Here is a 25,297-nt window from a genome sequence, read left to right on the forward strand (position 1 = left end):
CGTGGACTTCGTATTTGGCTGTCATTTGCTTTTCCTTTGTTGCGTGTTACCCGGCGGTTGGCGGGATCAGGTGATGATTCTCAAACGGCGAGCGTCCAAAAAATAGTACGACCGTTCTATTTGTCATTGTAGAAGGCTGGCTGCGCACTGCAAGCCTTGCCGCTGCCGGCCTTGTCCCTGTCGTGACAAAGCCTGCTTCAGACTTCCAGCCACTCCTTGCGGGTATAGGCGTCGGCGCGCAGGCTTTCCGGCGTGCCTTCAAACACGATGCTGCCGTGGCCCATGACCAGCGCGCGGTCTGAAATGGCCATGGCAATTGTCAGCTTCTGCTCAATCAGCAGCACCGAAATCCCCTTGGCCTTCAGGGTCTGCAGGTATTGGCCCACCAGTTCGACAATCTTGGGCGCCAGCCCTTCTGTCGGCTCGTCGATGATGATCAGGTCCGGGTCGCCCATCAGCGCGCGGCACAGCGTGAGCATTTGCTGCTCGCCGCCGGACAACACGCCGGCTTCGGTGTGCTGGCGCTCCCTGAGGCGGGGAAACATCTGGTACATGTCCTCAAACGACCAGCGGCTGCCTTTGCCCTTGCCTTTCTGGCCCAGCATCAGGTTCTGGTGCACCGTGAGCGTAGGGAAAATATCGCGATTTTCCGGTACGTAACCAATGCCGAGGTGGGCGATCTCGTAAGCTTTCTGGCCGGTGATGCGGCGGTTTTTCCACTGGATCTCGCCTTCGCATTCCACAAGGCCCATGATGGCTTTGGCCGTGGTGGACCGCCCCGAACCGTTGCGGCCCAGCAGCGCCACAATTTCACCGGGCTGGACGTCGAAATGAACGCCGTGCAACACATGGCTCTTGCCGTAGTAGGCGTGGAGGTTTTCTACTTTCAACATCAGTGGCCTCCTGCCTGTGATTCTGCGACGTGGGAGCCCAGGTAGGCTTCCTGCACGCGCGCATTGGCGCGCACCGCTTCGGGCACGTCAAAGGCCAGCAATTCCCCGTAAACCACCACCGCGATCTTGTCGGCCAGCCCGAAAACCACCCCCATGTCGTGCTCGACCGTGAGCAGGGTTTTACCGACCGTGACCTCCTTGATCAGGCTGATGAAACGGCTGGTTTCGCTGCGGCTCATGCCGGCGGTCGGCTCGTCAAGCAGGATGACGTTGGCGCCGCCGGCAATGGTGATGCCGATCTCCAGCGCGCGCTGCTCGGCATAGGTCAGGTTGATGGCCAGCACATCGCGTTTTTTGTCGAGCTTGATCATCTGCATCAGTTCCTCGGCGCGCTCGTTGGCATCGTCGAGGTCGGCCAGGAACTTCAGGAAGGTGTATTTGTAGCCCAGGCTCCAGAGCACACCGCAGCGCAGGTTCTCGAACACACTGAGCTTGGGAAAGATGTTGGTGATCTGGAAGCTGCGCGACAGGCCGGCCCGGTTGATCTCGAACGGCTTCTTGCCGTCGATGCGCTGGCCGTTGAGCAGCACCTCGCCGCTGGTGGGCGCGAAGCGCCCGCTGATGAGGTTGAACAGTGTGGATTTGCCGGCACCGTTGGGGCCTATGATGCCGACCCGCTCGCCGGCGGTCACTGCAAGATTGACGCCGCGGATGATTTCGGTCTTGCCGAAACTCTTGCGCAGGTCTTTGAGTTCAAGTGCGTAGGTCATTAGAGGGCCTCCCTGCGCTTGATTTCTTTTTCAATGTATTCCTGGATCTCGCCCCACTCCTGCAGGAACTGCCGGCGCGTGACCTCGAACAGGCCCAGTCCGGTCAGCATGACCAGTGCCGCACCGAACCAGCTGTTGACACTTTTGGCATCCAGGGGCACGCCCAGGAACTGCAGCTTGGAGCCCAGCGTGGTGTTGAGCTGCAGGTGATAGACCATTTCGATCATGGCGCCCGCGCCCAGCAGCAGGACCAGCGCGGTGACAGCTAGCGCGAGGTAGCTGACCCACAGCTGCCGAAGCTTGCCATACAGAGCCACGCGCAGATTCATCATGATCAGGCTGGCAATGCCGCCGGGGGCGTACATGACCATGAACAGGAAAATCAGGCCCAGGTAAAGCAGCCAGGCCTTGGTGAACTCGGACAGCAGCACAAAGGCCAGCACCATCAGGATGGCGCCAATGATGGGCCCGAAGAAGAAGGTGGCGCCGCCCAGAAAGGTGAACAGCAGGTAGGCCCCCGACCGTGCGGCTCCAACCACTTCTGCTGTGACGATCTCGAAATTGAGCGCTGCCAACCCGCCCGAGATGCCGGCAAAAAATCCGGCGATGATGAAGGCGATGTAACGCACCCGCTGGGTGTCATAACCGACAAACTCGACGCGCTCCGGGTTGTCGCGCACGGCATTGAGCATGCGGCCCAGCGGCGTTCGGGTGAAGGCAAACATGGCCGCGACCGCGACGAAGGTGTAGACGGCAATCAGGTAATACACCTGAATCTGTGGACCAAAGGTGATGCCCAGTCGGGCTGTGCCGGTCACCCGGTTGCCTGACACGCCACCCTCCCCGCCGAAAAACTCGGGGATCATGAGCGATAGCGCAAAGACAAGTTCACCCAGGCCCAGCGTGATCATGGCAAAGGTCGTACCGGACTTGCGGGTGGTGACATAACCGAACAGCACCGCAAAACCCACACCGGCCAATCCACCCACGATGGGTACCAGCGACACCGGCAGCGGCAGGGAGCCGTTGCTGACGCTGTTGAGCGCATGAATGGCCAGAAACGAGCCCAGGCCGGTGTACACCGCATGGCCGAAACTCAACATGCCGCCCTGCCCCAGCAGCATGTTGTAGGACAGGCAGGCGATGATGGCAATCCCCATCTGGGACAGCACGGTCATGGCCAACCCGCTGGAAAACATCAGCGGCGCGACAGCCAGAACAAGGGCGAACAGCCCCCATGTGAGCCAGCGCCCGATGTTGAGAGGCGCAAATTGATAGTGGGTTTTCATGAATCAGCCCTCCCGTTTGCCCAGCAGACCGCGTGGCCTGAAGATCAGGATGAGCACCAGGAAAAGGTAAGGAAGGATGGGCGCCACCTGCGACAGTGTGAGCTTGATGTAGGAGTTGTCCGCCACGCCAGCACTGAGCGGCAGGCCGATCTGTTGCGCCAGGGTCGCCAGTGAATAGTCGAAAGCCACGGCGAAAGTCTGGATGACGCCAATCAGCAGGGAGGCCACGAACGCCCCGGACAGGGAGCCCATGCCGCCGACCACAACCACCACAAAGATGACAGATCCCACGGTCGCAGCCATGGCCGGCTCCGTGAGGAAGGTGCTGCCGCCGATCACGCCCGCCAGTCCCGCCAGGGCAGAGCCCGCGCCGAACACCATCATGAACACGCGGGGAACGTTGTGGCCCAGGGACTCCACTGCTTCCGGGTGTGTCAGTGCGGCCTGGATCACCATGCCGATGCGGGTGCGGGTCAGCAGCAGCCAGACAGCGGCCAGCATCACCAGCGCGACCAGCATCATGAAACCCCGCGTGGCGGGAAACGGCGAGCAGACAATCCGCACAGCGGCATCGGCCGCGCTGCACAGCTCCGCAGGCGCGACACCCCAGATCAGGCTCAAGCCCTTGACGGAATCGTTGATCAGGGTGAAAACGGGGCCTTGAAGTACTGCGGGCGGGTGAAATTCCACGGCAATGCGGCCCCAGATCAGCTGCACCAGCTCAACAATCACGTACGACAGGCCGAAAGTGATCAGCAATTCGGGGACATGCCCGAACTTGTGTACCTTGCGCAAAAACTGCCGTTCAAACAGCGCGCCCAGGGCGCCGACCACCAGGGGTGCGACGACCAGCGCCGGCCAGAAACCGACGAACTCGGCCACGCTGTAGCCTACATAGGCGCCCAGCATGTAAAAGCTGGCGTGCGCAAAATTCAGGACGCCCATCATGCTGAAAATCAGCGTGAGCCCGGAACTCAGCATGAACAGCAAAAGCCCGTAGCTCAGCCCGTTCAGCATCGAGATGATGAAAAACTCCATGCCTGTCGACCTTCCTCATCAGTGAAAAATAAAAGAGCCCGATACGGCAGACCCGCTCGGGCTCTTGTTTCTGGTGTCAGGGCCTGTCAACGCTGGCCGGCCCCGATGCCTCAGGGGCGTTTCATCTGGCAGCTGGTGGGTGTGCTCGAGACATAGTTCGGATACTCCTTGAGCGGCACCATGGTCATGCCCGTGTTTTCAGGGCTGTAGGGATATTTGGCGCTGGCCTTTTCCCAGACCGACATGTACAGCGGCTGCTGCAACTGGTGGTCAGTCTTGCGCATTTCAACTTCGCCGTTGAAGCTCTTGACCTTCATGCCTTCCAGCGCGGCGGCAACCTTGACGGGGTCGGTGGACTTGGCCTTGGCCATGGCCGCGCCCAGCATTTCATAGATGCGGATGGTCGAGCCGGTGTAGAAGTCGTCGTTGTACTTGGCCTTGAACTCCTTCATCCATTTGTCCATCTGCCCACCCATGTTGTAGTGGTTGTACGCGATCTGGTAGACACGTCCCGCGCCGTTCTGACCCAGGGCGGTCGGCGTGCCGGTGACGCCGGCGTAGTAAGTGAAGAACTTGCCGTTGTACCCGCCTTCATTGGCGGCCTTGATCAGCAACGAGAGGTCGGAACCCCAGTTGCCGGTGATCACGGTGTCGGCGCCGGAGGCCTTGATCTTGGCGATGTACGGTGCAAAGTCACGAACCTGGGCGATCGGGTGCAGGTCTTCGCCGACAATCTGGATGTCCGGGCGCTTGCGAGCCAGGGTCTCCTTGGCATACTTGGCAACCTGGTGGCCGTGCGAGTAGTTCTGGTTCAGCAGGTAGACCTTCTTGATGTCTTTCTGGTCCACCATGAAGCTCGACATGGCTTCCATTTTCATGGTGGTGTCGGCATCAAAGCGGAAGTGCCAGTAGCTGCACTTGCTGTTGGTCAGATCGGGATCAACGGCCGAGTCGTTGAGATACAGCACTTCCTTGCCGGGATTGCGCTCATTGTGTTTGGTCACGGCATCGGACAGCGCCAGCGCCACCGAAGAACCGTTGCCCTGAACGATGTAACGGGCCCCCTGGTCGATGGCCGCCTTGAGGGCGTTCAGGCTTTCAGCGGGGCTGAGCTTGTTGTCAATCGGGGTGATTTCAAACTTCACGCCTGCCGGGTTGCCCGCGCCGCTGAACTTCTCGGCAAAAAACTGGTAACCCTTGATCTGGCTGACGCCCACCGGCCCGAGCAACCCGGTCAGGGGGTCAATCCTGACCATTTTGACGGTCTCGCCCTTTTGGGCGAAGGACACACCGGCAGCAATCATCATGGCTGTCGCTGCAACAATTTTCATGGTCAATTTCATCAAATGTCTCCTTGTTAACTGATAAGGGCAGAGTACAAGTTTTTGTGCGCTGCAACGTAGGGGATTGCCCGTAAAAACCAGCCTGACTATCGCGCAGGTGACAAATCGCCGCGGCAGAAAAATCCGGGCATTCTGCAGCGCGGAATGAGCCGCGCCACCGAACCCTTTGCCGGCTGCGCCAAGCGCCGCTTCACATGCCGGGCAAGGTGTAGTCCTTGAGCTGCTCGCGCAGGCGTGTCTTGAGCATTTTTCCGGTCGCGCCCAGGGGAATCGCATCGACAAACACGACGTCGTCCGGAATCTGCCACTTGGCCGTCTTGCCTTCGTAGAAACTGAGCAGCTCCTCGCGGGTGACTTCAGCGCCCGGCTTTTTCACCACCGCAATGATGGGGCGCTCGTCCCACTTGGGATGCCTCACGCCAATGCAGGCCGCCATGGCCACGGCGGGATGCGCCACGGCGATGTTTTCGATGTCGATGGAGCTGATCCACTCGCCGCCGGACTTGATCACGTCCTTGCTGCGGTCGGTGATCTGCATGTATCCATCCGGGTCGATGGTGGCGACGTCGCCGGTAGGGAACCAGCCGTCCACCAGCGGGTCGCCGCCCTCACCCTTGAAGTACTCGGCCACGATCCAGGGACCTTTGACATGCAGGTCGCCGAATGCCTTGCCGTCCCAGACAATTTCCTTGCCTTCGGGGTCCACGATCTTCATGTCCACGCCGTAGATGGCACGCCCCTGCTTGAGCCTGATCTTCATCTGCTCATCCTTGGACATGCTCAGATGCTTGTTCTTCAGCGTGCACAAGGTACCCAGTGGTGACATTTCGGTCATGCCCCAGGCGTGCAGCACCTCGACGCCGTAGTCCTCCTGGAAGGCGTGGATCATCGCGGGCGGACAGGCCGAGCCGCCAATGACGGTGCGTTTGAGGGTCGAGAACTTCAGTCCGGCGGGCTTCATGTGGCCCAGCATCATCTGCCAGACGGTGGGCACGCCGGCGGCGTAGCTCACCTTCTCGGATTCGATCAGTTCATAAATCGACTTGCCATCCAGCGCCGGACCGGGAAACACCAGCTTGGCACCGGTCAGCGCGGCTGAATACGGGATGCCCCAGGCGTTGACGTGGAACATGGGCACCACCGGCAGGATGGAATCGCGTGCGCTCAGGCACATCACGTCGGGCAGTGCCGCGGCGTAGGCATGCAGGATGGTCGAGCGGTGGCTGTACAGCGCCGCTTTCGGGTTGCCCGTGGTGCCGCTGGTGTAACACATGCTCGAGGCCGAGTTTTCGTCGAAGCTGGGCCACTTGTAATCGGCCGAATGCGGTGCAATCCAGGCTTCGTAACTGCTCAGGTTGGGGATGCCGCTGTCGGTGGGCAGCTTGTCCTCATCGCACAGCGCGATGTAATGCTTGATGGTGGTGCACTTCGCATGGAAAGCCTGCACCAGCGGGAGGAAGGACATGTCAAAACACAGCACCTGGTCTTCGGCATGGTTGGCGATCCAGGCGACCAGGTCGGGGTGCAGGCGCGGGTTCAGCGTGTGCAACACGCGGCCGGAGCCGCTGACGCCGAAATACAGCTCGAGGTGGCGGTAGCCGTTCCAGGCCAGCGTGGCGACCCGGTCGCTGAACTGCAGCTTGAGCGCATCCAGTGCGCCCGCCACCTGGCGAGAGCGGCGCGCCACGTCTCGGTAGGTGTAGCGATGAATGTCGCCTTCAACGCGGCGCGAAACAATCTCTGCATCGCCGTGATGGCGCTCCGCAAAATCGATCAGCGATGAAATCAGCAATGGCTGGTTCTGCATCAAACCCAACATGTTTTGTTTCCTTTTCTTGTCCGCAAAAAATTCGGTACCGTCTGGCTGCCTGGTAACCGCATGGTAACGCCCGGGCCGCGTGTTCCAGGCTCACCAGCGACTCAATCGGCACCTTGGCGACAGCGCGGGAACGGTGTCCTGGTTTTTCTTGACATGCGCAAGGGGCCGGATGGGCGCTCCCACCACAACGCCATGCCGCACTATGCACCGCGGTGGCCGGAGCCAGCAAGAGATGTCGCTGCTCCGACAGTTCGTAGGTACAAACCCCATGATGCTCGGGCATCCCCATCACGGCCAGGCGCTGGCCCCCTGCTACGTAGACAATCGCCCCATGTCACTTGACGAAGCCGCTTTCCCGCACCACCGCTTTCTGCGCGGCCAGCCCTGGTTTTCCGCCTTGTCCGCCGATACCCAGACCCGCCTGCTGGAGCGCACCCTCACGCTGTCGGGTCGCAAGGGCGAGGTCTTGCTGGCGGCGGGTTCCCCGGTCAAGGGCTGGTATGCAGTGCTGTCGGGCCTGGTCAAGCTGCAAAGCACCTCGTGCACAGGTCGTGTTTCGGCTTTTCTGGGGGTCCCGGACGGCGAATGGTTTGGCGAAGGCTCGGCCCTGAAAACCGAGCCGCGCCGCTATGACGTGATTGCCCTGCGCGACACTCTGCTGCTGTGCCTGCCACGCGCCCAGTTTGATGAACTGCTGGCCCACAGCCTGCCTTTCAACCACTTTCTGGTCGCGCACCTGAACCGGCGCCTGGGCCAGGCCATGACCATCATCGAGGCGGAACGCCTGCGCTCCCCGGAGCAGCGCGTGGCCCTGTACCTGAGCCGCGTGTTCTGGCAAGGCCGGCGCCGGCTGGTGCTGTCGCAGGAAGAACTCGGCCATCTGGCCGGATTGTCGCGGCAGACAGTCAACCGGGCCCTCAAGGCGCTGGAACTGGAGGGCCTGGTGTCGCTGGAGTTTGGACGCGTCGCCATGCTTGACGAACAGGCGCTGGCCGCTTACGCGGTCCGGTCCGAGGGAGGATAAGGCCCCCACGCTTGTCGCTTCGCGTACAGCGCGAGGCCTTGCAGGTCGCCGCTCGCCAGAGGCAGTGCTTGTGTCGCCTGTCCAAACCTGCGCAGGCAGATTTTTGAGCCTCAGGCTTCAGCCCCTCAGGGTCGCTGCGCCTGCGGCCCGGCGAAGCCGGTTCCCTTGCCCCCGGTTGGCCCAAACGGCTTAACCCCACCGGCACAGGGTCGCAGGGCTCCATAGGACAATGACCGAATGAACTCTGTCATCGGCGAGCCGCCTGCGGCAATCCCCGGCCTGAAGTGGGCCAATCGCTTTGCCCGGCTGGGCACGGACTTTTACACCGACCGCCTTCCCAGCCCTTTGCCGGCACCGTATTGGGTCAGCCGCAACCAGGCCCTGGCCCGTGAACTGGGCCTGGACGAAGCCTGGTTTGAATCGCAGGAAGCCCTGGCGCTGTTCACCGGTAACCAGGTGGCCCCCGGTTCGCAGCCGCTGGCCAGCGTCTACAGCGGCCACCAGTTCGGCCAGTGGGCCGGCCAGCTCGGTGACGGACGGGCCATCCTGCTGGGCGAACTGGCAACCCCGGGCGGACCTCAGGAGGTGCAACTCAAGGGCGCTGGCATGACGCCTTACTCGCGCATGGGCGATGGCCGCGCTGTACTGCGCAGCTCGATCCGCGAGTATCTTTGTTCGGAGGCCATGCATGGCCTGGGCATTCCCACGACACGCGCCCTGTGTGTCACCGGCTCGGATGCCAAGGTCCGGCGTGAAGAGATCGAAACGGCTGCCGTGGTGGCCCGCACATCGCCAAGCTTCATCCGCTTCGGGCACTTCGAGCATTTCAGCTACAGCGACCAGCACGGGCAGCTCAAGGTGCTGGCCGACTTCGTGATCGACCACTTTTACCCCGCCTGTCGCGACAGCGCCCAGCCTTATGCCGCCCTGCTTCAGGCTGTCAGCGAACGCACCGCCCACCTGATGGCGGCCTGGCAGGCCACTGGTTTCTGCCACGGTGTGATGAACACCGACAACATGAGCATCCTGGGCCTGACCGTCGACTACGGTCCTTTCCAGTTTCTCGATGCCTTTGATCCGGGCCACGTCTGCAACCACTCGGACACCCAGGGTCGTTACGCCTACAACAAGCAGCCCAACATCGCCTACTGGAACCTGTTTTGCCTGGGCCAGGCCCTGCTGCCGCTGATCGAGGCGCAGGAGCAGGCGCTGGCCGCGCTGGAGTCCTACAAGACCGTTTTCCCCGAGGCGCTGGAGGCTCGCATGCGCGCCAAGCTGGGCCTGTCGGAGGCCCGCCCGCAGGACAAGGCCCTGATCGAAACCACCTTCAAGCTGCTGGCCGCGGACAAGGTCGACTACACCATCTTCTGGCGCCGGCTGTGCCACTTCCAGACGCCCCAAGGCCGCGAAACGGTGCGCGACCTGTTCCTGGACCGGGCTGCCTTCGACGCCTGGGCGCTACAGTATTCAGAGCGCCTTGCGCAGGTGGAACAAGGGCTGGCGGCCGATTTGATGCTTAAGAACAATCCGAAGTACGTGTTGCGCAACCATCTCGGCGAGCAGGCGATCCAGGCGGCGAAACTAAAAGACTTTTCCGGGGTCAACACCTTGCTCACCCTGCTGCAGGCCCCATTTGAAGAGCATCCAGGTCACGACAGCCATGCCGGTTTTCCGCCCGACTGGGCGGCTTCCATCGAAATCAGCTGCAGTTCGTAAGCGTCAGTAGATCCCAGAACATCCCCAAAAGGTCAAGCCATGCCCCCGAAAATCCAGAAAACAGATGCCGAGTGGAAAGCCCTGCTCGCCGAGAAGGGTGCCGAGCCCGGTGCTTTCGAGGTGACCCGCCACGCGGCCACCGAACGCGCCTTCACCGGTAAATACGACAAGACCTTTGAACCGGGCACCTACCGCTGCATCTGCTGCGATGCCGAACTGTTCGACGCCTCGACCAAGTTTGACGCCGGCTGCGGTTGGCCCAGCTTTTCGCAGGAAGTCAAAGAAGGCGCGATCGAAGAACACGTGGACCGCGCCTACGGCATGACACGCACCGAAACGGTCTGCGCCAACTGCGGCGCCCACCTGGGCCATGTCTTCCCGGACGGCCCCACGCCCACCGGCCTGCGTTATTGCATGAACTCCGCTTCCCTTGATTTTGAGAAAAAGTGACGAAGCTTCCGCGCTTGTCGCTGTGCGTACTGCGCTGGCCCCGAGGGGGCGCTTGCGCCTGCGGCCCGGCGAAGCCGGTTCTGCGGCCCCTGCTTGAAAAGAACGGGGCGTTGCCCCTGATAATCTGCTGATGAAAATCCTGTTCGACTTCCTGCCCATTGTTCTTTTCTTCGGCATGTTCAAGTACGCCGAGGCCAACACCGCCTGGTCGGCGCAGACGGCGACCGACTGGCTCGGCTTCATGGTCTCCGGCGGCGTGGTCGGGCCTGCCGAAGCGCCGGTGTTGCTCGCCACCGTGGTGGTGATCCTGGCCACCCTGGCGCAGATTCTCTGGCTGGTGGCGCGCGGCCGCAAGATCGACACCATGCTCTGGGTCAGCCTGGGACTGGTCACCCTGCTCGGCGGCGCCACGATTTATTTCCACAGCGAAAGCTTCATCAAGTGGAAGCCCACCGTGCTGTACTGGGTCATGGGCGGCGCGCTGCTGGTCGGGCAGCTGGTGTTCGGCAAAAATGGCATCCAGCAGCTGATGGGCGCGCAGATGAGCCTGCCGGACGCGATCTGGCGCAAGGTCAACTACAGCTGGATCGCATTTTTTGCGGTCATGGGTGTGCTCAACCTGTGGGTGGCCTTCAACTTCCCCACGGCCACCTGGGTCAACTTCAAGCTGTTCGGTGGCCTGGGTCTGATGCTGGTTTTTGTGCTGGCACAGGCGGTTTTCCTGAACAAACACGTCAAGACCGAACCATGATGCCCGCTGCCCCCTCTACCGCCCTGCCCGTTCACGCGGCCCGCATCGAGGCGCAGCTGCGCGAGCGCCTGAGCCCGAGCCTGCTCGAGGTGATCGACGAAAGCGCGGCCCACGCCGGCCACACTGGCGCCAATGCGCAAGGTTTCGGCAGCCACTTTCGCGTGCGTATTGCGAGCCCGGTGTTTGACGGGAAAAACCGGGTGGCCTGCCACCGGCTTGTGTATGATGCACTGCAAAATTTCATTGACCAGGGCCTGCATGCGCTGGCCATTGAAATCATTAAAAACCCCTGATTGCGGGCACCCCGGCAACGGGGTCGCCTCTTACCCCTCCAAAGAGTTCCCAAGGAAACCATGAAAAAACATTTTTTACTGGCAAGCGCGCTGACTGGCCTGATGGCTGTGGGCGCATCGGGTGCATTTGCCCAGAACATTGCCATCGTCAATGGCAAGGCCGTGCCCAAGGCCCGCGTGGACGCACTGGCGCAGCAACTGGCGCGCTCCGGCCGTCCGGTCACCCCTGAAATGCAGGGCCAGATCAAGGAAGAAGTCATCGCCCGCGAGGTCTTCATGCAGGAAGCCGAGAAACGCGGCCTGTCGGCCAGCGACGACTTCAAGACGCAGATGGAACTGGCCCGCCAGGCCATCCTGATCCGCGAGCTGTTCGCCGATTTCCAGAAGAAAAACCCGGTGACCGACGCCGACCTCAAGGGCGAGTACGACAAGTTCGTCGCGGCCAATGGCGGCAAGGAATACAAGGCGCGCCACATCCTGGTGGAAAAAGAAGACGAGGCCAAGGCCATCATCGCCAGCCTGAAAAAAGGCGGCAAGTTTGAAGACATCGCCAAGAAGTCCTCCAAGGACGCAGGCTCCGGCGCCAACGGCGGCGACCTGGACTGGGCCAACCCGAGCAGCTACGTTCCCGAGTTTGCCGAGGCCATGACCAAGATGAACAAGGGCCAGCTGACCGACGTGCCGGTGAAAACCCAGTTCGGCTACCACGTCATCCGCGTGGACGACATCCGCACTGCCCAGCTGCCACCGTTTGAAGAACTCAAGCCGCAGATCGCCCAGCAGATGCAGCAGCAAAAACTCGCAGCCTTCCAGCAAGGCCTGCGCGAGAAGGCCAAGGTCGAGTGATCATGGGGGCAGACCAGGCGTCTGCCTCCCCTGAAAAAAAAGCGGCTCTTGAGCCGCTTTTTTCATGTCCGCCCCGGGCCTCAGACCAGGGGTGGGTCGGTTTCCCTTTCTGCATGGCGCGGCCCGGCGAGTGCTGCAATGAAAGCCTCGATCGCGCCGTCCGTCTTGCCGGCCTCGGCCATGAGCAGACCAGGGTCGGCCTTGCCTCCGGGCAGGGTGGCCGGCACCCCGGCCTGGTCGATCAGGGCGCGCGAGGCGCCCAGCACCAGCAGGGTTTTGCCATGGCGGTACTGGTCCTTGATGAACTCCATCGTGTGCCCGTTCCTGGCCAGCGCCGCCACGGCCTGCTCGCCGTCGGGCAGCACCAGGGCGTCAAACAGGAAACCGGGTTCGTTCTCCAGGGAGGCGTCGGCCTCCAGCGTGTCGCCTTCCAGGGTGGGCAGAGGTCCAATACGCGGCGCCACCAGGCGCGCCACGGCGCCCTGCGCAAACAGCGCGGCCTGAACCTGCGCGATCGACTCGCCGGCCACGCCGGGCGCCACCAGCACGGCGACCTTGCGGCCCTGGACGGAGCCGTCCCCAGGCCGGGCCAGCAGGGACAGCTTGGGCGACATCATGACCTCGGGCCTGGCCGGTTTGGCGAGTGCGCGCGGCAGTGCTGCGGGCAAAACGTCCATGCCCAGGCCCTGCCCCACCTCGCGGGCCAGCGCCTCCGAGGCATTGCGCAGTGAAGCCACCATGCGTTCGCGGATGGCGGGCACGGTGACCTTGCTCAGCTCGAAGCGGAAGGCGGCCGCGATGTGCGCCTGCTCGACCGGCGTCTGGCTTTCGTAAAACAGCGTGGCCTGGGTGTAGTGGTCGGCAAATTTCTCGGGCTTGCCGCGCACCTTGGCCTGCTCTTCCTTGGCCTGCAGCCGGGCGGCGACGCTCACAAAGCCTTGCGCCGCGCCAGCCTGGAAGGGGCAGCCACCGGCCAGCGAGTTGGGCTCGTAGGAGACCCGGCCGCGGTGGATGGCCTGGCGGTGCATGCCGTCGCGCTGGTTGTTGTGCACTTGGGCAATCGGCGCGTTGATCGGAATCTCATGGAAGTTGGGCCCGCCCAGGCGCGAGATCTGGGTGTCCACGTAGGAGTGGATGCGGCCAGCCAGCAGGGGGTCATTGGAAAAATCAATGCCGGGCACCACATGCGCGGTGCAGAAAGCGACCTGCTCCGTCTCCGCAAAGAAGTTGTCGGGGTTGCGGTTAAGCACCATGCGGCCCACCTTCTGCACCGGTACCAGTTCTTCCGGAATGATCTTGGTGGCGTCGAGGATGTCGAAGCTGAATTCTTCAGCCTGGGCTTCGGTGAAGATCTGCACGCCCAGCTCCCATTCCGGGTAGGCGCCCGACTCGATGCGCTCCCACAGGTCGCGACGGTGGAAGTCCGGATCGGCCCCGGAGATCTTCACCGCCTCGTCCCAGACCAGGGAATGCGTGCCGTATTTGGGCTCCCAGTGGAACTTGACGAACACCGACTCGCCCGCCTCATTGACGAAGCGGTAGCTGTGCACGCCGAAGCCCTGCATGGTGGCGTAGCTGCGCGGAATGGCGCGGTCTGACATCACCCACATCAGCATGTGGGTGGACTCGGGCATCAGCGAGACGAAGTCCCAGAAAGTGTCATGCGCACTGGCGGCCTGCGGCATCGCGTTGTGCGGCTCCGGCTTGACGGCGTGCACCAGGTCGGGGAACTTCATCGCGTCCTGGATGAAGAACACGGGCATGTTGTTGCCCACCAGATCCCAGTTGCCTTCGTCGGTGTAGAACTTGACGGCAAAGCCGCGCACGTCGCGTGCCGTGTCCTTGGAGCCGCGCTCGCCGGCCACAGTCGAAAAACGCACAAACACGGGTGTGATCTTGCCGGCTTCCTTGAAGGGCGCGGCCTTGGTGAAACGCGTCAGCGGTTCATAGGCTTCGAAAAAACCATGCGCGGCCGAACCGCGCGCATGCACGATGCGCTCGGGAATACGCTCATGGTCGAAGTGGGTGAGTTTCTCCCGCAACACAAAATCTTCCAGCAAGGCCGGGCCCCGCAGGCCGGCCTTGAGGGAGTTCTGGTTGTCGGAGATGGCCACGCCCTGGTTGGTGGTGAGGACGCGACCGGCAGAGTCCACGCGCACGCGGTCCAGCGGCTCGATGGTGGCGTTGAGGCCTTCCGGTGCGACGCTGCCGGTTTTTTCGGAACCGTTTTCCTCGGTCAGGGTGCTGCCGCCGGGCAACCTCGATTCGGGCTTCACCGTGGTGCCGCGCTGGGGGGCGATGGCGTTGGCAAAGCCGTGCTCGGCGGCCTTGGTCGGGTTGTGCGGCATGGCCGCCACCAGGGCCTCCACCTGGGCCATTTTTTCGGCGGGCAGGTCAGCACCGCCGTCGGAAGGCAGGTGCGCGGGGCCACTGTCGGTGTTGCGAGCGGCGGCTTGGGCGGCGGTCTTGCGCGGGGGGACCGGCGAATTGGTTTTGGGCATGGCTTTGAGGAATTTGAGAGAGGCAAAATCGCCACCGATCACCGTAAGATTTCGCCCCGCTGCGCTTTGTAGGACGCGACCCTGAGCACAGGACGGAAAACCGCATGGCGCCGCCTGCGGGAAACCCGGCGGTCCCCGGGGCTTCCCGGTTGACGAATACCGCGGCCCTCACGTCAAATGGATGGCATACCAACCAACCAGGATCTGCCATGGAAACTCACACTGTTCGTGCCTCGCTGCTGCGCGGCTTCCTTGGCGTCCTGTCGCTGCTGGTGCTGTGCAGCACGGCGGCCTTTGCCCAGAACGGCAAGACCGAAGTGCTCTGGCTCGGCCAGGCCGCCACGCGCATCACCACCCCCACGGGCAAGGTCATCATGATCGACCCCTGGCTCACCTCGAACCCCAAGACACCGGCGAATTTCAGGACACTGGAAGCGCTGGGCAAGGTTGACCTGATCCTGGTGACCCATGCCCATTTCGACCACTTTGCCGATGCGCCGGCGCTGGCCAGGATGCACAAGGTGCCGATGTACGGCCCGGCCGGCATGAACCAGACGGTGTCCACGCTGGGCATCCTGCCGGCCGAACTGGCGCCACGTTTCGGCAAGGGCGGCACCATCATGCCGTTTGGCCCGAACGGCGTGAAGATCACGGCGGTGCGCGCCGAACATTCTTCCGAACTCGCCTGGAAGAACCCGGCCACCAACAAGGACGAGGTTCATGTCGGCGGCGAGCCAGTGGGTTTCATCCTGGAGATGGAAAACGGCTTCAAGATCTGGCACATGGGTGACACCGGCGTGTTCGGCGACATGCGGCTGATCGGCGACATGTACCGGCCCGATCTGGTGCTGATCCCGATCGGTGGCCATTTCGTCATGCATCCGGCGGACGCGGCCATGGCGGTGCGTGACATGATCAAGCCGAAGTTCGCGCTGCCCATCCACTATGGCACCACGCCGCAGCTGCGCGGCACGCCGGCAGAGTTCGAGGCGGCGCTTGGCAAGGCGCCCGGCACGCCGCGCATGCTCGCCGGCGAGCCCGGCCAGAAGTTCGATTTCTGACGGGCAGCCCGCGTCAGGCGGGTGTGACGGGCGCTGGCGCCTCCCAGGTGAAGCTGCCGCGGTAGGCATGCCAGCTGGCATGGCCCAGCCAGGGGCCGATCACCAGCAGGCCCAGCGCCCAGGGCAGCAGCATCGCACCCAGGACCAGCCCCACGATCAACGCGCCCCAGACCAGCATGGGGCCGGTGCGCCCTGCCACCACCTGGATGCTGGCAATGCCGGCGGTGATGGCATCGGTGTCGCGGTCCAGAATCATCGGGATGGACACCACGCAGGTGGAAAACACCAGGCCGGCGAAAACACCACCGACCACGGTGTACACCGCGATGAACTGCCAGTTCTGGGGGTTGAACACCGCCTTCAGCACGCCGGCCGTGCTCGGCATGCCGGTGTTGAAAAACACGGCAAAAACCACCAGCGAGGCCCGGCCCCACAGCAGCTCCAGCAGCATCACCACCAGCACCAGCATGCCCATGCTGCCCAGGTGTTGATCCCAGCAGGTCAGCGAGGCGCCCAGACTCTGCGGCAACCCTTGCTCGCGGCGCCGGCTGGCCTCGTACAGGCCCATGGCCAGGAAGGGGCCGACCAGAAAACAGCCCGACACAAAAGACATGGTGTACTGCGGCAGGTTGCGAAACACCGCGCCCAGCACCACGGCCATGAGCCAGAAACAGATGCCGTAAAACAGGGCGATGCCGCGCGCCGCCACCAGGTCGCCCCAGCCGGCGCGCAGCCAGCGCACGGGGTCACCCAGGTGCAGCGGCTGCAACACGCGAACCTGCGGCGCTGGCGGTTCAGCTGGTGCGGCGGGGATGGGCTCGGGGGGATGGGCGGAGGCGTTCATGCGGCATTGAACCGCGTGCCCTGCCCCCGCGCATCAGGGCCAACCCGGGGCGAGCCGGGTGTGGCCTGCTGTCATGCTCTCTTTTAAATAGCTGTCTGCGCACGACCAACAAGGGCTACAGGCCTATTTGACCCATTTTCTGGCGTTGTGCCAGAGCTGCATCCAGGGGCTGGGCGCGCTGATGTCCTGGTTCGTCCAGCTCATCTGCACGTTACGGAACACACGCTCGGGGTGCGGCATCATGGCGGTGAAGCGGCCGTCCGCGGTGGTTACCGCCGTCAGGCCGCCGGTGCTGCCGTTGGGGTTGGCCGGGTAGGCTTCGGTCGGCCGGCCGTGGTGGTCGGTGAAACGCATCGCGGCCATCACTTGGGTTGCATCACCACGGTGGGCAAAGTTGGCGTAACCCTCGCCGTGCGCGACGGCGATCGGCAGCCGGTCACCGGCCATGCCGGCGAAGAACAGGCTGGGTGAATCGAGCACCTCGACCTGGCTCAGGCGCGCTTCGAAACGCTCGCTGCGGTTGGTGGTGAAACGCGGCCAGGCCTGGGCGCCAGGAATGATGTCGGCCAGCTCGGCAAACATCTGGCAACCGTTGCACACGCCCAGACCAAAGGTGTCGGGGCGACCGAAAAACGCCTGGAACTGGTCTGACAGCAGCGGGTTGAAGGTGATGGAACGGGCCCAGCCGATGCCGGCGCCCAGGGTGTCGCCGTAGCTGAAACCGCCGCAGGCCACCACGCCGGTGAAGTCGGCCAGCTGCGCGCGGCCGGTCTGCAGGTCGGTCATGTGCACGTCGAAGGCCTCGAAGCCGGCCTGGGTGAAGGCGTAGGCCATCTCGACATGGGAGTTGACGCCCTGCTCGCGCAGGATCGCGACTTTGGGACGTGCCAGCAGCAAGGCGGGACCGGCCGGGTTTGCTATCGATTCAGGAGCTGCTTGCGCAGATGGGACGGTGGCTGGAGCCTGATTTGACTTCAGGACCATGTGTAAACCGGGGTCCAGGGGGTCGCCGGCGGCGGCATGTTCGGCATCGGCACAAGCCGGGTTGTCGCGCTGCTGGTTGATCTTCCAGCTCACCGCGTCCCAGACCTGGTGCAGGTCCTGCAGTTTGGCGCTGAAGACCGCCTTGGTGTCACGCCAGACCTGGATCTCGCCCTTGCCCACGTCGAGCGAGGCATGCTGCGGACGGGTCTTGCCGATGAAGTGGCTGAATTTCGAGAGGCCATGCTCGCGCAGGGTCTGCATCACGGCATTGCGGGTTTCGGTCCGCACCTGGATCACGACCCCCAGCTCTTCGTTGAACAGCGCCTTGAGCGTGAGCTCTTCGCGGCGCGCGCCCACCTGCGACGCCCAGTTCTTGCTGTCGCCGGTGTCCATGCGGCTGTCGGAGATGCCGTCGCCTTCGAGCAGCAGCATGTCGATGTTGAGCGACACGCCCACATGGCCGGCAAAAGCCATTTCGCAAACCGTGGCCAGCAGGCCGCCGTCGCTGCGGTCGTGGTAGGCCAGCAGCTGGCCCTGGGCGCGAAGGGTATTGATGGCGTGGACCAGGTTCACCAGGTCTTGCGGTTCGTCGAGGTCGGGCACCGCGCCGTCTTCGAGGTCCAGCGTCTGCGCCAGGATGGAGCCGCCCATGCGGTTCTGGCCGCGGCCCAGGTCGATCAGGATCAGCGTGGTATCCGCTTCTCCGGCATTCAACTGCGGTGTCAGCGTGCCGCGCACATCGGCCAGCGTCGCAAACGCGCTCACGATCAGCGACACGGGCGAGGTGACCTTCCTGCTGGCGCCGTCGTCGGACCAGACCGTGCGCATGGACAGCGAATCCTTGCCGACCGGAATCGACACGCCCAGCGCCGGGCACAACGCCATGCCGACCGCCTTGACGGTTTCATAGAGCGCAGCGTCCTGGCCGGGCTCGCCGCAGGCCGCCATCCAGTTGGCAGAGAGCTTGACCCGTGGCAACTCGATCGGCGCAGCCAGCAGGTTGGTGATGGCTTCGGCGACCGCCATGCGGCCTGAAGCAGCGGCATTGACAACGGCCAGCGGCGTGCGTTCGCCCATGCTCATGGCTTCGCCGGCAAAACCGGCGTAATCGGCCAAGGTCACCGCGCAGTCGGCCACCGGCACCTGCCAGGGCCCGACCATCTGGTCGCGGTGCGTCAGGCCGCCCACGGTGCGGTCGCCGATGGTGATCAGGAAACGTTTGGAGGCCACGGTGGGGTGGCTCAGGACGTCGATCACGCTTTTCTGCAGGTCGACGCCTGTCAGAACCAGGGGTTTGATCGTGTGTGCCACACTTTTGACATCGCGCAGCATTTTCGGCGGTTTGCCCAGCAACACGTTCATGGGCATATCCACCGGAGCGGCCTGAGCCGCATCCGAGAGCACCAGCTGTTTCTCTTCGGTGGCCACACCAATCACCGCAAACGGACAGCGCTCGCGTTCACAAAAGGCCTGGAACAGCGGCAGCGACGCCGGCGCAATCGCCATCACGTAGCGTTCCTGGCTTTCGTTGCTCCAGATTTCCTTGGGCGACAGGCCGCTTTCTTCCAGCGGCACGGCGCGCAGGTCAAAACGTGCACCACGCCCGGCGTCGTTGACCAGTTCGGGGAAGGCATTGGACAGGCCGCCCGCGCCCACATCGTGGATGGCCAGGATCGGGTTGGCGCTGCCGAGCTGGGCGCACTGGTTGATGACCTCTTGCGCACGCCGCTCGATTTCGGGGTTGCCGCGCTGCACCGAGTCGAAGTCGAGTTGCGCCGCATTGGCGCCCGAGGCCATGGAACTGGCGGCGCTGCCGCCCATGCCGATACGCATGCCGGGGCCGCCGAGCTGGATCAGCAGGGTGCCGGCCGGGAACAGGATTTTTTTCGTCAGCTGCGCGTCAATCGTGCCAACGCCGCCGGCAATCATGATGGGCTTGTGATAACCCCAGCGCTGGCCGCCCACGGTCTGTTCGTACTCGCGGAAGTAGCCGGCCAGATTCGGCCGGCCAAACTCGTTGTTGAAGGCAGCGCCGCCCAGCGGACCCTCGGTCATGATCTGCAGCGGGCTGGCAATGTGCTCGGGCTTGCCGAAACTGTTGTCAAACAGGCGCGACACGGTAAAACCGGTCAGGCCGGCCTTGGGCCGGGAGCCGCGGCCGGTGGCACCTTCGTCGCGGATCTCGCCGCCGGCGCCGGTGGAGGCGCCGGGGAAGGGCGAGATCGCCGTCGGGTGGTTGTGGGTCTCGACCTTCATCAGCACATGGGTCAAGACGTCGTTCGTGGTGCTATAACTTTGGTAGCTGGTGGCGCCCGCCCCTGCTGGGCTGGAGGCTGATTTGGCATAAAATCGCTGGACCGGCAGGCCTTCCATGACCGAGGCGTTGTCCGAGTAGGCCACCACCGTGTGTTGCGGGTGCAGCTTCTCGGTGTTGCGGATCATGCCGAACAGGCTCTTGTCCTGCGCCACACCGTCGATCGTGAAGTCGGCGTTGAAGATCTTGTGGCGGCAGTGTTCGCTGTTGGCCTGCGCGAACATCATCAGCTCCACATCGGTCGGGTTGCGCTGCAAGCCGGTGAAGGCATTCACCAGGTAGTCGATTTCATCAGCCGCCAGCGCCAGGCCGAATTTGCTGTTGGCCGCTTCCAGTGCGGCCTGGCCGCCGGCCAGCACGTCAATGGTTTGCAGCGGCGCGCCCTGCAGCTCGGTGAACAGGCCGGCGGCCTGTTCGCGGCTGGTCATCACGCTTTCCGTCATGCGGTCGTGCAGCAAGGCGGCGACCTGCTCGCGCTGGACCTCGCTGAGGGCATTTTTGCTGAAGGAGCCGGATTTGAGCGTCAGCCGGTACTCGGTGAATCGTTCGATGCGCTTGATGGCCAGGCCGCAGTTGTGGGCGATGTCGGTGGCCTTGGACGCCCAGGGCGAGACCGTGCCGAAACGCGGCGAGACAATGAAGAGCAGGCTGTCCGCATCGGCAGGCGCTGCCGGCTCGCCGTAACTGAGCAGCGCGGCCAGGCGGGCCTTGAGCGCCTCGTCCGGCGGGCTGTCGGTGGCCACCAGGTGTACAAATCGGGCGCTGAGGCCGCTGATGGCGGGCGCAAGGGCCTGCAGGCGGGGAAGCAGTTGCTGGACGCGGAACTCGCTCAGGGCGCTGATCCCGTGGGCTTGGCCCTCAAAAGTCGTCAGGTGCAGGGTCACGGTGGCGGTGGCCTTGTGGTTGTCGGCAGAACGCAGGTCCTGCCGGGGGGTTTGGCAGCGCTGCAGGCCTGCCGGGGTGCTGGTTAACCCTGAATTTTATCAGCGATGGCCGCTGCGCCTGCCCTTCTGGAGCCCAAGTGGGATAATCGCGGCATGAGTATTACGTACAAAGACGCCGCAGGTATCGAGGGCATGCGGGTGGCCTGCAAACTGGCTTCCGAGGTGCTGGACTACCTGACGCCCTTCGTGAAGGCCGGTGTCACCACCCGGGAAATCGACAAACTCGCCAACGACTACATGGTCAACGTGCAGGGCACGGTTTCGGCCACGCTCGGCTACCAGCCGCCCGGTTACCCGCCCTACCCGGCGTCGTTGTGCACATCGCTGAACCACGTGGTCTGCCACGGCATTCCCAATGACAAGCCGCTGAAAAAGGGCGACATCATGAACATCGATGTCACCGTGATCACGAAAGACGGCTGGTACGGCGACAACAGCCGCATGTACATGATCGGCGACGTCTCGATTGCGGCCCGGCGCCTGTGCCATGTCACCTACGAGGCCATGTGGCACGGCATCATGCGCGTCAAACCCGGCGCCCGGCTGGGTGACATCGGGCATGCGATCCAGACCTTTGCGGAAAAGCAGGGCTTCACGATCGTGCGCGAGTTCTGCGGTCATGGCATCGGCAAGCGCTTCCACGAAGAGCCGCAGGTGCTGCACTATGGCCGGCCCGGCACGCTGGAAGAGCTCAAGCCCGGCATGACCTTCACGATCGAGCCCATGATCAACGCCGGCAAACGCGACATCAAGGACGGCCCCGAAAAAGACGGCTGGACCATTGTCACGCGCGACCACTCGCTGTCGGCGCAGTGGGAGCACACGATCCTGGTGACCGAAACCGGTTATGAAGTGCTGACCCTGTCGGCCGGCAGCCCGGCCATCCCGGACTTCGTGCCGCAGGCGACGCCGGCGAAGGCTGCCGAGGCCCGCTCGACCGCCGAGTCGGCCGCCTGAGCCGGCGGCGCCCGCGCCCTCCCGCGCCCACAGCGCCTGCTGCCCATGCCTTCCGCGCTGTCGCCCGCCCTGCCCGCCCCCACTGGAGCGGCCCAGCTGCGTGAGCAGTACCGCGGCGGCAAACATGCGCTGCTGGCCTCGCTGGCCGGCAGCGGCGCCGCCACACGCGGCATTCACAGCCTGTTGCGCCGGCTGGCCCGGCACACCGATGCCACCCTGCGCCAGCTCTGGCAGCGCGCTGATTTTCCGGTCGGCTGCGCGCTGGTGGCCGTCGGTGGTTTTGGCCGTGGTGAGCTGTTTCCGCACTCGGACGTCGATGTGCTGCTGCTGCTGCGCGATGACTCCCAGGTGGAGGGCAACCCGGCGCTGAAAAGCAAGATTGAAAATTTCATAGGCGCCTGCTGGGACAGCGGGCTGGAGATCGGCTCGAGCGTGCGCACGGTGAAGGACTGCGCGGAGGAAGCCGCCAAGGATGTGACGGTGCAGACCTCGCTGCTGGAAGCGCGCCTGGTGGCTGGCTCCACCAAGATTTTTTCAGCCCTGGTCAGCGAACTCGACCGGGTGATGGACCCGCAGGCGTTTTTTGTGGCCAAGACGCTGGAGCAGCGCCAGCGCCACAACAAGTTCGAAGACACGCCCTACTCCCTGGAGCCCAACTGCAAGGAGTCCCCGGGCGGCCTGCGCGACCTGCAGGTCATTCTCTGGGTGGCGCGCGCGGCCGGGTTGGGCAAGTCCTGGGACGACCTGGAGCGCAACGGTCTGGCCACGGCCTTCGAGGTTCGCCAGATCAAGGCCAATGAAGCCCTGCTGAGCCTGATACGCGCCCGCCTGCACCTGCTGGCCGGCCGGCGCGAGGACCGCCTGGTGTTTGACCTGCAGACCGTGGTGGCCGAGTCCTTTGGTTATGCGACGGTGACCGACAGCGACAGCGGACGGGTGGTTTCGCGCGCCAGCGAGGCCCTGATGAAGCGTTTTTACTGGGCCGCCAAAGCGGTGACCCAGCTCAACCAGATCCTGCTGCTCAACATCGAGGAGCGGCTCCATCCCAGCGGGCAGGCGCCGCAGCCGATCAACGAGCGTTTCCTGAACAAGGCCGGCATGATCGAGGTGGCCAGCGACGACCTGTACCTGACCAACCCGCACGCCATCCTCGAGACCTTTCTGGTCTACCAGACCACGGTGGGCGTCAAGGGACTGTCGGCCCGCACCCTGCGCGCGCTGTACAACGCCCGCGGCGTGATGGACGCGCGCTTCAGGCGCGACCCGGTCAACCGCGACACCTTCCGCCAGATCATGCAGCAGCCCACCGGCATCACCCATGCCATGCGCCTGATGAACCAGACTTCCGTGCTGGGCCGCTACCTGTGGGTGTTCCGCCAGATCGTCGGGCAGATGCAGCACGACCTGTTCCACGTCTACACGGTGGACCAGCACATCCTGATGGTGCTGCGCAATGTGCGGCGCTTTTTCATGGCCGAACACGCGCATGAATACCCCGCCTGTTCGCAACTGGCGGCTGGCTGGGACAAGCCCTGGATCCTGTACGTTGCCGCCCTCTTCCATGACATCGCCAAGGGCCGGGGCGGCGACCATTCCGAGCTCGGCTGCAAGGACGTGCGGGTGTTTTGCCGCCAGCACGGCATCGCCACCGAAGACGCGAAACTGATCGAGTTCCTGGTCGGGGAACACCTGACCATGAGCCGCATTGCGCAGAAGGAAGACCTGAGCGATCCGCAGGTCATTGCCGGTTTTGCCCGGCGCGTCGGCAACGAGCGCTACCTGACGGCGCTTTACCTGCTCACGGTGGCCGACATCCGTGGCACCAGCCCCAAGGTGTGGAATGCCTGGAAAGGCAAGCTGCTCGAGGACCTGTACCGCTACACGCTGCGCGTGCTGGGCGGACGTGCGCCCGATGCGGACGCCGAGGTCGAGGCCCGCAAACGCGAGGCCCTGACCATCCTGGCCCTGCATGCCGAGCCTTTCGAGGCACACAAGGCCCTGTGGGACTCGCTGGACGTCAGCTACTTCATGCGCCATGAGGCCGGCGACATTGCCTGGCATGCGCGTCACCTGTCGCGCCATGTGGGCACGGCCAAATGCATCGTGCGGGCGCGCCGTTCGGCCGCGGGCGAAGGCCTGCAGGTGCTGGTGTACACGCCTGACGCGCCCGACCTGTTTGCCCGCATCTGCGGTTATTTCGAGGAAGCCGGTTTCAGCATTCTCGACGCGAAAATTCACACCGCCAAGCCCACCAAAGGCTCCACCGGCTACGCCCTCGATACCTTCCAGGTCGTCAGCCCGACACTGGCCGACCACTACCGCGAACTGGTGGCCATGGTCGAAGCCGACCTCGACCGGGCGATCGAGGAAAACGGCCCGCTGCCACCGCCGGGCAAAGGCCGGGTGTCGCGCCGCGTCAAGAGTTTTCCGGTCACGCCGCGCGTGGACCTGCGGCCCGACGAAAAAGCCCAGCGCTGGCTGCTCAGTGTGTCGGCCAGCGACCGGGTCGGCCTGCTGTATTCCATTGCGCGCGTACTGGCCCGCCACCGCATCAACCTGCAACTGGCCAAGGTCACCACCCTGGGTGAACGGGTGGAGGACACCTTCCTGATCGACGGGCCGGAACTGCAGCACAACAAGGCGCAGATCGCCATCGAGACCGAACTGCTCGAAGCCCTGGCTGCCTGAGGGTCTTGGCGGAACTGCAGAACTCCGGTCTTCAAGTCTTCTGAAAATAATTGTATTTACTTATTTAAATCAATAAGTTAGACGATGTTTTTCATGTTACACATGATCACTATTCAAGCCTTGTGGTGGGCTCTCAGAAGCAGACAATGAACGCACTGCGGATCGGCAAGCAGGAGGCCAACGCTGCCGCTCCGGCACCCGGACATTTCACTCCAAGGAGCTTGCCATGCATGCCCAGACCCACACCCTGTTGACCCGTGAGCAGCAGTTGCACGCCTCGGGCGAGTGCGACAACGAGGGCCGACCCCTGGCCCGCCAGGTCTTTTTTGAACCCGACAACTGGTTGGTGCCCGAGAGTTATGGCGACCTGCTGGCCGCTCATGCGGCGTGGCTGACCGGGCGTCCCGAGCAGCGGGTGCTTGTGTCCGGCCACAGCTACGGCACCGGCAGCCACCGCTTTTTCTGGTTGATGGGCGACCGACGTGCCATGGCGGTGCGCTCGGCGCTGATCAAGGCCGGCGCCGGACGCCGGCAGGTGCTCATCCAGAGCCGGGGCGCGGCGCGGCCACTGATCGAGCTGGCCGGTGAGGAGGTCGCGCAGTACCGCCGCCGTGTCACGCTGGACTACCTGGACACCCGGGTGGCCAGCACACCGCCGGTGCCGCCCGAGGGTTCTGCCGCCTGGTGGCACTCGGTGTTCGGTTCAGGCGGCAAGGCACGCCTGCCGGCCGACCGCCCGGCCGCCCAGGCAGGCTGAAACCACGGGCGGGAA

At 63.7% G+C, this 25,297-nt stretch carries 19 protein-coding genes; 10 read left to right on the plus strand and 9 right to left on the minus strand.

Features of this window, described 5'->3' with window-relative positions; translation table 11 throughout:
* Positions 1-197: 197 nt before the first annotated feature.
* From PSV33_RS09555 to PSV33_RS09580, 6 genes are all read right to left on the minus strand, one after another.
* Entirely contained in the window at positions 198-893 is a 696-nt protein-coding gene (locus PSV33_RS09555) for an ABC transporter ATP-binding protein (RefSeq protein WP_300560986.1), read from the minus strand.
* A complete protein-coding gene (locus PSV33_RS09560) occupies positions 893-1,663 on the minus strand; it encodes an ABC transporter ATP-binding protein (protein WP_300560989.1) in 771 nt (256 codons plus the stop codon). Before PSV33_RS09560 ends, PSV33_RS09555 begins: the two co-directional genes overlap by 1 nt.
* The gene (locus PSV33_RS09565) at positions 1,663-2,952 is read right to left on the minus strand and encodes a branched-chain amino acid ABC transporter permease (RefSeq protein ID WP_300560991.1); all 1,290 of its coding nucleotides are present in this window, start codon (positions 2,950-2,952) and stop codon (positions 1,663-1,665) included. Before PSV33_RS09565 ends, PSV33_RS09560 begins: the two co-directional genes overlap by 1 nt.
* Before the next feature lie 3 nt (positions 2,953-2,955).
* Entirely contained in the window at positions 2,956-3,990 is a 1,035-nt protein-coding gene (locus tag PSV33_RS09570; protein WP_300560993.1) for a branched-chain amino acid ABC transporter permease, read from the minus strand.
* Positions 3,991-4,100: 110 nt separating this feature from the next.
* On the minus strand, positions 4,101-5,333 hold the full coding sequence (locus tag PSV33_RS09575; protein ID WP_300560994.1) for a branched-chain amino acid ABC transporter substrate-binding protein: 1,233 nt from the start codon (positions 5,331-5,333) through the stop codon (positions 4,101-4,103).
* 190 nt (positions 5,334-5,523) lie between these two features.
* Positions 5,524-7,152: a 3-(methylthio)propionyl-CoA ligase gene (locus tag PSV33_RS09580; RefSeq protein ID WP_300560996.1), complete on the minus strand. Its 1,629-nt coding sequence runs from the start codon at positions 7,150-7,152 to the stop codon at positions 5,524-5,526.
* Between the two features lie 331 nt (positions 7,153-7,483).
* Here PSV33_RS09580 and PSV33_RS09585 point away from each other — a divergent pair, with 331 nt between their 5' ends.
* From PSV33_RS09585 to PSV33_RS09610, 6 genes are all read left to right on the plus strand, one after another.
* Positions 7,484-8,176 (plus strand): Crp/Fnr family transcriptional regulator, encoded by a 693-nt coding sequence (locus tag PSV33_RS09585; RefSeq protein ID WP_300560997.1) that lies wholly within the window; start codon positions 7,484-7,486, stop codon positions 8,174-8,176.
* A gap of 237 nt (positions 8,177-8,413) precedes the next feature.
* The gene (locus tag PSV33_RS09590) at positions 8,414-9,892 is read left to right on the plus strand and encodes a YdiU family protein (RefSeq protein WP_300561000.1); all 1,479 of its coding nucleotides are present in this window, start codon (positions 8,414-8,416) and stop codon (positions 9,890-9,892) included.
* Between the two features lie 39 nt (positions 9,893-9,931).
* Complete coding sequence (gene msrB / locus PSV33_RS09595) at positions 9,932-10,342, plus strand: peptide-methionine (R)-S-oxide reductase MsrB (protein ID WP_300520800.1); 411 nt, start codon at positions 9,932-9,934, stop codon at positions 10,340-10,342.
* Positions 10,343-10,472: 130 nt separating this feature from the next.
* Positions 10,473-11,093: a septation protein A gene (locus PSV33_RS09600; RefSeq protein WP_300561002.1), complete on the plus strand. Its 621-nt coding sequence runs from the start codon at positions 10,473-10,475 to the stop codon at positions 11,091-11,093.
* Complete coding sequence (locus PSV33_RS09605) at positions 11,090-11,386, plus strand: BolA family transcriptional regulator (RefSeq protein WP_300561004.1); 297 nt, start codon at positions 11,090-11,092, stop codon at positions 11,384-11,386. Before PSV33_RS09600 ends, PSV33_RS09605 begins: the two co-directional genes overlap by 4 nt.
* A gap of 60 nt (positions 11,387-11,446) precedes the next feature.
* Positions 11,447-12,232, plus strand: coding sequence for a peptidylprolyl isomerase (locus tag PSV33_RS09610; RefSeq protein WP_300561006.1), 786 nt, complete (start codon positions 11,447-11,449; stop codon positions 12,230-12,232).
* 80 nt (positions 12,233-12,312) lie between these two features.
* Here PSV33_RS09610 and PSV33_RS09615 read toward each other — a convergent pair whose 3' ends face one another.
* On the minus strand, positions 12,313-14,733 hold the full coding sequence (locus tag PSV33_RS09615; RefSeq protein WP_300561007.1) for a catalase: 2,421 nt from the start codon (positions 14,731-14,733) through the stop codon (positions 12,313-12,315).
* A gap of 209 nt (positions 14,734-14,942) precedes the next feature.
* Between PSV33_RS09615 and PSV33_RS09620 the strand changes: the two genes are divergently transcribed.
* A complete protein-coding gene (locus PSV33_RS09620) occupies positions 14,943-15,794 on the plus strand; it encodes a metal-dependent hydrolase (RefSeq protein WP_300561008.1) in 852 nt (283 codons plus the stop codon).
* Positions 15,795-15,807: 13 nt separating this feature from the next.
* Here PSV33_RS09620 and PSV33_RS09625 read toward each other — a convergent pair whose 3' ends face one another.
* Both PSV33_RS09625 and purL read right to left on the minus strand, forming a co-directional pair.
* Positions 15,808-16,638, minus strand: a complete 831-nt coding sequence (locus tag PSV33_RS09625; protein ID WP_300561009.1) for a DUF2189 domain-containing protein — start codon at positions 16,636-16,638, stop codon at positions 15,808-15,810.
* 123 nt (positions 16,639-16,761) lie between these two features.
* Complete coding sequence (gene purL, locus PSV33_RS09630; RefSeq protein WP_300561010.1) at positions 16,762-20,820, minus strand: phosphoribosylformylglycinamidine synthase; 4,059 nt, start codon at positions 20,818-20,820, stop codon at positions 16,762-16,764.
* A gap of 153 nt (positions 20,821-20,973) precedes the next feature.
* Here purL and map point away from each other — a divergent pair, with 153 nt between their 5' ends.
* From map to PSV33_RS09645, 3 genes are all read left to right on the plus strand, one after another.
* Complete coding sequence (gene map, locus PSV33_RS09635) at positions 20,974-21,837, plus strand: type I methionyl aminopeptidase (RefSeq protein ID WP_300561011.1); 864 nt, start codon at positions 20,974-20,976, stop codon at positions 21,835-21,837.
* Positions 21,838-21,882: 45 nt separating this feature from the next.
* The gene (locus PSV33_RS09640; RefSeq protein WP_300561012.1) at positions 21,883-24,525 is read left to right on the plus strand and encodes a [protein-PII] uridylyltransferase; all 2,643 of its coding nucleotides are present in this window, start codon (positions 21,883-21,885) and stop codon (positions 24,523-24,525) included.
* A 226-nt stretch (positions 24,526-24,751) separates the two neighbouring features.
* Positions 24,752-25,282 (plus strand): OmpA family protein, encoded by a 531-nt coding sequence (locus PSV33_RS09645; RefSeq protein ID WP_300561013.1) that lies wholly within the window; start codon positions 24,752-24,754, stop codon positions 25,280-25,282.
* The last annotated feature ends 15 nt before the right edge of the window (positions 25,283-25,297 follow it).

Origin of the sequence: Polaromonas sp. (genome assembly GCF_029945895.1) — a bacterium.
GTDB lineage: Bacteria > Pseudomonadota > Gammaproteobacteria > Burkholderiales > Burkholderiaceae_C > Polaromonas.

Coding starts and splice junctions, on each gene's coding strand:
- PSV33_RS09570 (WP_300560993.1), bottom strand. CDS start 3,990: ATGGAGTTTTTCATCATCTCGATGCTGAACGGGCTGAGCTACGGGCTT.
- PSV33_RS09600 (WP_300561002.1), top strand. CDS start 10,473: ATGAAAATCCTGTTCGACTTCCTGCCCATTGTTCTTTTCTTCGGCATG.
- PSV33_RS09575 (WP_300560994.1), bottom strand. CDS start 5,333: ATGAAATTGACCATGAAAATTGTTGCAGCGACAGCCATGATGATTGCT.
- PSV33_RS09615 (WP_300561007.1), bottom strand. CDS start 14,733: ATGCCCAAAACCAATTCGCCGGTCCCCCCGCGCAAGACCGCCGCCCAA.
- PSV33_RS09560 (WP_300560989.1), bottom strand. CDS start 1,663: ATGACCTACGCACTTGAACTCAAAGACCTGCGCAAGAGTTTCGGCAAG.
- PSV33_RS09590 (WP_300561000.1), top strand. CDS start 8,414: ATGAACTCTGTCATCGGCGAGCCGCCTGCGGCAATCCCCGGCCTGAAG.
- PSV33_RS09555 (WP_300560986.1), bottom strand. CDS start 893: ATGTTGAAAGTAGAAAACCTCCACGCCTACTACGGCAAGAGCCATGTG.
- PSV33_RS09645 (WP_300561013.1), top strand. CDS start 24,752: ATGCATGCCCAGACCCACACCCTGTTGACCCGTGAGCAGCAGTTGCAC.
- PSV33_RS09585 (WP_300560997.1), top strand. CDS start 7,484: ATGTCACTTGACGAAGCCGCTTTCCCGCACCACCGCTTTCTGCGCGGC.
- PSV33_RS09625 (WP_300561009.1), bottom strand. CDS start 16,638: ATGAACGCCTCCGCCCATCCCCCCGAGCCCATCCCCGCCGCACCAGCT.
- map (WP_300561011.1), top strand. CDS start 20,974: ATGAGTATTACGTACAAAGACGCCGCAGGTATCGAGGGCATGCGGGTG.
- PSV33_RS09580 (WP_300560996.1), bottom strand. CDS start 7,152: ATGTTGGGTTTGATGCAGAACCAGCCATTGCTGATTTCATCGCTGATC.
- PSV33_RS09565 (WP_300560991.1), bottom strand. CDS start 2,952: ATGAAAACCCACTATCAATTTGCGCCTCTCAACATCGGGCGCTGGCTC.
- PSV33_RS09605 (WP_300561004.1), top strand. CDS start 11,090: ATGATGCCCGCTGCCCCCTCTACCGCCCTGCCCGTTCACGCGGCCCGC.
- PSV33_RS09640 (WP_300561012.1), top strand. CDS start 21,883: ATGCCTTCCGCGCTGTCGCCCGCCCTGCCCGCCCCCACTGGAGCGGCC.
- PSV33_RS09610 (WP_300561006.1), top strand. CDS start 11,447: ATGAAAAAACATTTTTTACTGGCAAGCGCGCTGACTGGCCTGATGGCT.
- PSV33_RS09620 (WP_300561008.1), top strand. CDS start 14,943: ATGGAAACTCACACTGTTCGTGCCTCGCTGCTGCGCGGCTTCCTTGGC.
- msrB (WP_300520800.1), top strand. CDS start 9,932: ATGCCCCCGAAAATCCAGAAAACAGATGCCGAGTGGAAAGCCCTGCTC.